The 5,742-nt window shown below is 31.2% G+C and carries 6 protein-coding genes; 1 reads left to right on the top strand and 5 read right to left on the bottom strand.

The window, feature by feature from the left end; all coding sequences use genetic code 11:
* On the top strand, positions 1 to 191 hold a 191-nt coding region (locus tag BZG01_RS21825), incomplete at its 5' end, for a hypothetical protein (protein ID WP_218973190.1).
* A gap of 89 nt (positions 192 to 280) precedes the next feature.
* Here BZG01_RS21825 and BZG01_RS21090 read toward each other — a convergent pair.
* From BZG01_RS21090 to BZG01_RS21680, 5 genes are all read right to left on the bottom strand, one after another.
* On the bottom strand, positions 281 to 1,123 hold the full coding sequence (locus tag BZG01_RS21090; protein ID WP_143470973.1) for a hypothetical protein: 843 nt from the start codon (positions 1,121 to 1,123) through the stop codon (positions 281 to 283).
* Positions 1,124 to 1,156: 33 nt separating this feature from the next.
* Positions 1,157 to 1,990, bottom strand: coding sequence for a hypothetical protein (locus BZG01_RS21085; protein ID WP_101311819.1), 834 nt, complete (start codon positions 1,988 to 1,990; stop codon positions 1,157 to 1,159).
* A 64-nt stretch (positions 1,991 to 2,054) separates the two neighbouring features.
* Complete coding sequence (locus tag BZG01_RS21080; protein ID WP_101311818.1) at positions 2,055 to 3,215, bottom strand: hypothetical protein; 1,161 nt, start codon at positions 3,213 to 3,215, stop codon at positions 2,055 to 2,057.
* Positions 3,216 to 3,372: 157 nt separating this feature from the next.
* Complete coding sequence (locus BZG01_RS21075; RefSeq protein WP_101311817.1) at positions 3,373 to 4,074, bottom strand: tetratricopeptide repeat protein; 702 nt, start codon at positions 4,072 to 4,074, stop codon at positions 3,373 to 3,375.
* The coding region (locus BZG01_RS21680) for a hypothetical protein (protein ID WP_218973189.1) at positions 4,075 to 5,742 on the bottom strand (1,668 nt) is incomplete at its 5' end.

Genomic DNA, 5,742 nt, shown 5'->3' with positions numbered 1-5,742 from the left:
ACTTCATATCCAAATTGCTGGCTCCCCAAGCATACAGATGTGTATTTTTGGGACTTTCTACCTCTATATTGAATAATCCACCTAAGGGTTGTGTGGAGGCGGTGCCATTGGTATTGATTTTTTGGTCAATTTACCTGCTTCAGAAAATGTTTCTGAGAACTCACTTCGTTTCGTGTTATATTATCTATTAAATCTTGATTAGCCCTCAACGAAAATGTCAGACGCTTAGACTGACCGTTAGTGTATTCCTTGTTTTATCTCTGCAACTGTATTAACCGATTTACTCCAAACCAATTCGTATTTTAAAATCTTCTGTTAAATAAGGTTCAAGTTCTTCAAAAGAAAAAAAGCACCCCTTTACAAACCATTCTAAAGATTGAAATAACTTAGGTGAAGCTGATTCAATTATGAAACACATACCTGACTTTCCTTTATCATTTTTACAAAAATAACCTTTAGGACTTTTTTGTAAAGGAAAATTGTCTTCGTTATTTACAATCAAAAAGGATCTTATCGTATCTTTCCTACCAACAGAAATAGTAAAATCATCTATCTCTTTCTTTACTTGTTTGTAAAAACTTATTTCGATTTTGCTTAATAAGGGTAAACTTAATGTATCAACTATTATATCGTCAAACAGTACCTCTTTCCCTGTCTTGGAATCTAAGCTTAAATAAGAAACCCTTCTTTCCTCATTCGTAGTTTGTGTTTCTCTTGTTAAAAATTTGAAACTCAATAAACCTTTATCATTGAATTTAGTAGAGTACGAAAGTTTCGTGTTGTGCTGAATCACCAATCCTTTTGCTTCTAAATCATTTAACCGTTCTATCTGTTTATCGAAATACCCTTCAATCCCTGTTAGTGAATCGTTTATTTCCTTGTTATTTTCACTTAAAAAACCAGAAAATGCCATTCTTGCAATTGTATTATTTAATTTTTCTAATCGCAATTCACCTTTGCTCACAACCTTAGGTAAAATGTATTTGTAAGAATAATTTTTATTGACAATGGAATCTTTAATTTCTGTAATTGTAATCGATTCTTTACAATTATGATTCTGAGCTTTCAAAGACAGGTGCATCAGTAGAAATAAGACTATAAATAAACTAGTTGTTACTTTCATGAATAGATTTTTTAAGCTTAAAATAATTAACCTTTATTTAAGACCAATCCGTTTTTTAAAACGCTCTTTAAAATAAGGTTTAAGGTCTGATAAAGACATGAATATTGTAAAAATATCACCTTCAACCTTTGAGTATACTGTTGGAAATGAACCTTTAATATAAAATATTATTCCATCAACTCCGTTACTTGTTGACATGTAGCCATCTGGTATTTTTACCAATGGAAAATGGGACCGATTGCACTCAATAACACCTCCTCTTATTGTTGTCTGTGCATTATAATTATTCACTTGATATTCTATATCAGCCATTACATCTTCCAATATTTTCAACTCTATTTTAGAAAGCAATTGCAATCTAAGAGAATCTTTAAATATATCGATAGTAGTAAATAAATCAGCTTTTTTTGTATCAAAACAAACAGGGAAACGATAAGGATTTACTCCATTACTATGCCATGCATAAATAGAAAAATCCCAACTCACAAAGCCTAGTTTATTAAAACTCATTTCGTAAGAAGAATTAACTTCATATACACCATCGTTTTCTTTTCTTTTATTCACACATTTTCGTTCTTTCTCTATCAGTTCTTCAAGTGTTATATTGATCATATTATTATAATCTGCACAACATCCAAATAAAGGAGTGTAGTAAACAGATTGTGCCATTGCTACACTCATTTTGCGTTCTTTGTCTTTGTCTTTATTAAGTATTTTTGGCAATAAATAAGAGCAATTGTAATCCGATGTTACTATTGAATCTTTAAACTCAAAGACTTCAACCTTTTCTATATTTGGCAACTGCGCCGATGCACAGTTTGTAAAAAGACATATTAAAATTAATTGTAAATAAACTGTAATTCTCATGAGTTAATATCTGATAAATGAATTAAATAGAACTGGGCGTATCACTTTGTTTAAGATTTTTCTTTCATTTCACATATTCCATTTTAAATATTAGTGTCTCTTTGTTGAGGATTATTGGAATACCTTTGGACTTAAGCTTTTTAATAGGCTTATCTTTTAATCTCTTTATTAGTTGCTCTGCATTATCGTCTCTTAATTCAACTTTTTCCTCGACTCTACTTTCATTTAAATATTCTAACTGTTTCAGTACTTTTTCTTTTTGCTCTTTACTCCCATTTTTGTGTATTTGCAAATAGTGCTGAAATACTTTAAACCCACTATCTCCCCTTGCTTTTTTTGTAAAATCATTTCTTTTTTCTAAACCATTATACCCCCCATTAATAGTTTTCGTAGTAAACTGCACATTATCTTCATCTGCCCATTCTACAGTATATTTCCCTGTTCCTGATTGATTTCCTTTTTGGAAGTACCATAAAGCCGATTGCACTGCATAAATTACGTTTTCTTCATCTGATAATAATTCAAAATTGCCTTTTAAACTTTCTTTGTCTGTTATTTTTGTGAAATCTATATATCCTTTTGGATCATCAGGGAAAGGATACTTCTTCCTAAATTTAGAAAATGCTTCATAATTTCCCCTTCCTGTTAATTGTTTAACCCCACGTCCGCAAAACATAAAACCTTCTCGCGAAAGTTCTCCCCCTTTGCTTCCATTACGGTCGGCATAAAATCTAGATAGAAATTCAATAGGGAAAGCATTTCCCCTCTTAAGTAATACAATATTTCTTTCAAGATCAATATCTTCTCCTTTCTCATTTTTTCTCGTTATACTATAAGTTTTCAATATTTCATCTTCCAAATAAGTTGTTCTATCTTTTTTTCTTTGTGCATACAATTGTCTAATATCTGCTGTTACCTGCTGAGCCTTGATTATCTGCTTTAATTCAGCATTCGTTTTTATTAGGATTTTATTATTCCCATCAGTTATTTTAAAAATTTGACTTAACTTACTTTCTAAAGAGTTTAAGATTGTATCATCTATTAATTGATTTGTACTAAAATATTTTTCTGGAGAACTAATATATTTATAGCTCCCGCTCTCTAATATTGATTTAAATAACGTTTCCGCCCCAACCTGAGCAATAAAATGAGCTTTACGCAAACAAGTATCAACTTTAAATTCCTTTCTATATTTATTGAGGTAAATCAGTATTTTTTTCACCATCACTTTATCAGCATATTTAAAAATATGAGTAACCTGCTCTAATGTTATCTCTTCCGCACAGTATGGGCAAAGAGGTTTGATAATATGAGTAAAACTCTTGCTTTATTCACGTAGGCTGATTTTATTTTTCAAACACGATTTCTACTTGAACCTAACATTATTTCATTCTATCAAAAACTCTCTTAGGAATTTTACATTTTTTCCCTTTTGCTTGCATTAATTCACAATACTTGGCGTAAGCAGACTTGGCCTTAGTGTAATTCTTATTGTCCCAATAAGAATCACCTAAATTTATATATGCAACAATACGATTTGGATAAGCTTTAATAAGCTCTTCCAAGATTGATATGGCACATTCATAACAACCCACCTGATCTAGATAGTACGCTGTATTGTTTAAGTTTAAAACTTGTGTTGGATCTAAGCCCTCCCAAGAAATATTTTGCTTAAAATTTGTACAAGAGTAAAATTCCTCTTCTCCAAAAATATTAGATTTCATTTCAGGCTCAAACTGAAAATCGGTGCCATCCCCTAAATTATCTCGAGAATTAACAATTAATCGATCATTATTAATTAATTCTATATCATAACACACCCCATTATCCCAGCACTCAAAATGATCAAGGTCCTGAATTCCTTTTGAATAATCGGCAGTGTCTTTCACTCCATTTACCCATACCTGAACCATGGTATCCCTACTAGCATATAAAACAACTGATTTTTTTGAGTTTTCATAAGAAAAAAAATACTTATTGGAATAAAAATCTCCCCACCTAGCATCTTTCTGTGCACTTGTGGTTCTAGCATTAAATAATAATACTAAGACAAGCACTATACTGTATTGAATTTTATTTTTCATTTAGTCTTGTGTTTGATTTATTGTTATCTCAAGATTATTAGCTTCTGTCTCTACTACAGGTGGATCTAGATCATTTTTGCGTTTAGTGGCTACTGTAATACAATGTATATTTTGTACACTTACTCCATTTTCAACCTCCGTTACTTGATATTCATCAAAGGCTGCAATATTTAAAATGTCATAAATATTCTTTTTTGTAGAGTTTAATTCAATTACTTTTTCATAACCAGCCAAAGCTTCAGTATCAGATTTTGCAACCCCTGTTTTAGAGCTAAATTTTGAATCATGCCAAATCGCCCACCCAAAACTGTAATGAGAATTTAATCTGACACGGCTACCCTCATAACCATAAGTGTTATTATTTAATTTGACTTCAGAACATAAGCCCTTTAAATAGTTTTTGCAAATATCTAAATTAGCCTTTCTTATATCAAGTCCGTTAAAGCCTCCATTTATTATAGCTGACACATGTAAAAAATCATCACGCCTTGATGCTTTTAATATGTCACGACCTTTATAAACAGTATAAAACCACCCCGCAGATAGATAGGAATGAGGCAATTGCTCCAGCTTCTCTTTTGCAGCAATATCTGATATAAAAACACTATCAACACCATCAACGAAATCCCCATAGAATTTATAAGTTGATTCATAAGTTAATTGAATTAAGCCTCTACCAGGAAAACCATTATAGGCAGTATTAGAAACACCCATTTCTTTAGTAGCAGACAAATTAGCTGACTCACATAATAGTTGAGCAATAAAATGTGCCTTTTCTAAACAGGTATGTATTCCAAAATCATTACAAGTAATATTTATACCTTTTAAATAGCTGTCCCTATCGGAAGCAGTTGCATCTGGTGCTAAGTTTTCAAAATCAATTTTAGTTAAACCTCTAGAACAAGCACATGGAGCATTAACATTTATTTCTACTATTCCTGTATCCGAAACGTCAACACCATCGAATGATTCAAATACAGCAGTGTTCTTCTTAATCTTAATCTCAATAGAGTCAGTATAGTTAGTTTTTGCTAAAGAACCGGGTATATCCTTAAGGCTTATTGTTAATACTACATCCGAGCCTATTAATGCTGATTTTAATATTTTAAATTTAATTTCTCCATTTTCATCTGTACACCTATTTCCATGTTCATTTTCTATCCCTTTTAGCAACTCTTCTTGTGCGAATTTTTCTGTATCATAAGCTCTATTTGTCCAAAAGCTCTTAAAAGCAGTTTTTGTACCACCACCGTCCTTTCCATCGATTTTTCCACTGTAAAGAGCCAAGTTTTTTAAATACACCTGTTTTTTCCTTATTGGCTTTGATGATTGAGGTAACTTCTGTCCGTGTAAAAAACTTTGCTCGTAAGTAAAGACTCCTTCAACCTTATAACTCTCAACCATTGCATGTGCTAAAACTTGGTTATTGGCTAAATTATTAAATTTAAGATTCAAGTCTACATACTCAATACTTTTAATAAATTTAATTTTTAATCGTCCACACAATACATCTGTAAGTTCTCCAGTATTATCGGATAATTCATCATTATCTCGTGCTAGAAATAATAATTCAACTTCTTTTTCTAATAAAGGATCAGTTTTAGTAATAATAAGCTTGAATTCTTTGCCAAATCCAGTTTCAAAAGATTCCTGATTAAACGTTATTCC

This window comes from Labilibaculum manganireducens, from assembly GCF_002843385.1.
Classification (GTDB): Bacteria; Bacteroidota; Bacteroidia; order Bacteroidales; family Marinifilaceae; genus Labilibaculum; species Labilibaculum manganireducens.
The sequence above is the reverse complement of the archived record's forward strand: the minus strand, read 5'-3'. Positions and strand labels throughout refer to the sequence as shown.